Here is a 3,699-nt window from a genome sequence, read left to right on the forward strand (position 1 = left end):
CCGGCCTGCGGACTCTCGCCCGAGGTGTCGGCATAGATTCGCTCGCGGATACTCGCTGCGTTGTAGCCGCACTCCAACGCCAGCTCACGAATCAGCAAGTGCGATAGCGTGTGGAGCAGGGCGTAGCGAATGCCGGGGTAGCCCTCGTCAGGATCGAGATGACGTGAATTGCGCCATCCCCTGTGGCCGCCCCGGAGCATCTTGTCGACCTGCGCGACGGCAGGTAGTGCTTCCCAAGCGACGAGCGCCGGTTCATCGAACTGGATGAAGATACCCTCACCATGTACCTGGTTCGCGGGAACCCAATCCGGTTTGCTTCGTGAGAGGTTGGCCATCTGGGGCCGTTCGTTCGGGTCGCCAGTTTCTTCGGGCGCCTCCACCCGAGTAAAACCGAGCAAGGCATTGACCTCTCGCAGTCGCTCCAGAAGCAGCACTCTGCCGATGTGCTTCGCAAAAGCCGGTGGCGTGCCGACCTTCTTGCTCATGAAGTGCGGGTAGTCCGTGGGCGGATTCGCTTCTGTCAGCACGTCCCATTCGGGGCCCTTGATATCGGCCTCGCCCACGACCTCCTGTCCGCCACCGCTACGGTGCGCCTCGATAGCCGACCAGATCGACGCCGCAGGATATTTGTCGATCCCTGGCAGCGCTCCGGTCTTTTTAAGCGTCTTCGCCGTCACCAACACTTCCGCTTCGGACTCCAGCTCTTCAAAGAACTCCCAGCCATCCTGGATCAGTTGACTGAGTGGGTCCTTGGTCTGGGGAATCGCGAGCGCCGAAAGTGTGATTGGGAACCAACTGTTCGTGGCGCCCAACAGAACCGCCCGCGCTTCCTCGTCACATTCGTTGTCGAAGTGGTCGAGGTGGGGATGTCGTCCTCGGCAACCCGGCAGATTCTCTTTTCCGGCCTTGCCGAAGGCGTGGGCCATGCTCCTCGACGCACCACACGTATCGCATTTCGCCCATAGATTCTCCGTCTGCAGCGAGGCGCCGCTCTCGAAGAAGCGTAGCGTGCCCTTGCATGAACTGTTTCCACCGTGGACGAAGTAGTGCCAAGGGAAGTCGTCGAGGTGACCATCGCGACAGGCCAACAGGAAACGTGCCGGTACGGCATCGGCGTCCTTGGCGGGTTGATCGCCCTTCGAACCCCGACATCCTTTGTGGACGAACCGGGTTCGCTCGGGCCTGAAGCGGTTCTCCTTGATCTCGAACAGTCCGGCATCGAAGGGGGACAGCAGGCCGCATTTCACGCAGCGCATCCAGCGCGGGAATGGCCGGACGGGAACGCCGATGTTGGCCTCGGCCGACCAGACATCGACGAGCTCGCTTTTCTGGAACGGCGGCATCCGCAAGTTCTCGACCTGTGCTCCAAGCACCTTCCGAACGGCGGCCAGCAGTCTGGCTTCCTGGATCGGTTGGCAGCGGTCCTTTTCCCATCGGTCGATGCCAAGCGTCACGACGGACAGGCTCGGCAGATCGATCAACGCCCCTGGCCCGTAGGTCCAGAGCAACTGGCTGGGTCTTACTTCTCCGACTGGAGTCTTATTACTCGTCGTCATGTTCAGTCCTCATCCTTCGTCGCGGGACGAGGCTTCCAATCGTGGTCGTCCGTGATGTGGCTTGTATTCATGATCAAACGCACGCCGGGCTCCACTTCGCGCATCGACATTGGTACGGTCCAGTTGTCCCAGGCCTGGATGCCCGGTGACCTGATCAATGCAACTGTCTTGTCCTTCTCGGGGCCGCGCTTCTCATAGGCCAGGATGCGGCCACCTTTGCCTACTTCCTTGGCCCACTCATCTGCGCGCTCCTTGAGTTCCTGTTCGGCCAGGCCCTTGGTGCTGGACAGCTCGCTGACATTCCAGGCTCGTCTGACGAGCACATCGATGGCATCGGTGATCTCGGTCTGGTCTGACTTGTCCAACTTGCCTGCCCCCTCGTTGGGGCTGAAAACATCGTTCTCCAGACGCATCAGGCTCAGCAGCGAGCCGGTCAGGCCACGGTCCATCGCGCGCGGCGAGAACGGCGTCACCGACTGCGCTTCGACGTGCTTGTAGAAAGTGGCGTGGTAATGCTCGAAGGTTTCGTAGTGCGAGAGATCTCGTGGTCGTGCCCAGGTGAGCACTGTGCAGACCAAGCCGGGGAAGGAACGACCCACTCGGCTGGTGGCCTGGATGTACTCCGCCGTGCCTTTGGGCTGGCCGTTGACCGCCATCAGTCCCAGCCGATTGACGTCGACCCCCACCGACAGCATGTTGGTGGCCAGCACCACATCGATCGCCCGGGTGTCGCCCTCTTGCCACTTGGTCACGTACTTGCCGGCTGCGGCATCGAACTCGGACTTGAACTTCACCTCGAGGTTGTCGAGGTACTTCGGGATGTCTTGGCTGGAGACCCGTGAGGTCAGCTCGCGGATGTTGCTGACGCTGCGTTGCGCCAACGCGGGCCGCTCGACCATGCTCATCTGCACCCGGTAGGAACGCGTCTGCACGTCGTCCTCGGCCAAGCGCTTCATGCCCCCCAGCTCGCGCAGCGAGTTGAAGTAGCCGACCATGGTCATGTACGGATCTGCTGGCTCGCCGAAGTGATCGAACAGTGCCTGAGCAGCAGTCAGGAACGCCGTGTAGACGCGGATCAGCATCGCAGGTCGTGAACTTCCGGGAGAGCAGACCCCGAGGTAGCGCCGTCCCGGCTTGTCCTCGATCGGTCGCTGGACCGAGAAATAGTTGTCTTCCACGTCCAGCCCGTGCGGCGGGAACACCGACACACGCCGCATGAAGACGTTGTTCACCTGCTCGCGGGCCTTACGCACCGTGGCGGTCGACGCGATGATCTTCGGCTTGACCATATGTTCGCCGAGCTTCCAGCCGCACAGCTCGTCCACGGCCGTCTCGTACAGGCCAACCATGGTGCCGAGCGGCCCGCTGATCAGATGAAACTCGTCCTGAATGATCAGGTCCGGCGGTCGGATCGGGCTGATGTTCTTGACCTTGGTGGCAGCGAGCCCCTTTCCGGCCTGGTGGTTACCATGGCAGTCCGCGCCTTGCCATAGCAGGCCGTGCCGCTCGCATTCCTGGCCGACCCGACCGAACAGCGTGCGCACTTGGCCCCGCCACGCCATCATGGCGAACTTGTCCACGGTGGCGATCATCATCGTCGGGGGACGGTGGTAGATCTCCTCGTCCACGACCAGTACCGGAATGCCCGCGTGCGGGAGCTTGCTGGACTTGCCTTTCGAGAAGTCGCAACGGCCCTTCTTGTCGCCGCAGTAGACGAAGGTGCGCCCACGCCCCTTGTCGACCTCCACGTCGCGCCCTGGGGCGACTTCCGAGCCACACCAAGGGCAACTGGTCAGTTGCGCAGGAGACGCCGCGCCGGCGTTGTACTTACCGGGATTGCGGATGTCCTCGATGGCCCGATGACTGTCCTCGGTCGTGCCAGGGGTCACCTTGTTGCCCACCCACAGTCCGATGGTGAAGGGTTCGATGCCGAGCGATTCGTCACCCTTGGCCAGCGCCTCGCGACGCAGCACCTCCATCGCACAGATCAGTGCCGTGGCACGCTGAAACTGCTGCAGCGTCAGCAGGCGCAGGGTGTAACGCATGATCACGGCCAGACCGCGCGAGCCGTCGTAGCCGCCCAGGTTGCCCTGCATGCGCCGAATGGCCATGGTGAAGGCGGCTACACCTAGGTACGCCTCCG

The 3,699-nt window shown here is 62.3% G+C and carries 2 protein-coding genes; both read right to left on the bottom strand.

Annotation, left to right across the window (positions count from 1 at the left end; translation table 11 throughout):
- Positions 1–1,508: DrmB family protein (gene drmB, locus AC2VLV_RS04145; RefSeq protein WP_486988774.1), on the bottom strand; the 1,508-nt coding region annotated here is incomplete at its 3' end.
- Positions 1,509–1,558: 50 nt separating this feature from the next.
- The coding region (drmA, locus tag AC2VLV_RS04150) for a DISARM system helicase DrmA (RefSeq protein ID WP_486988775.1) at positions 1,559–3,699 on the bottom strand (2,141 nt) is incomplete at its 5' end.

The sequence above is a fragment of the Thiomonas sp. TH-17 genome (assembly GCF_057473305.1).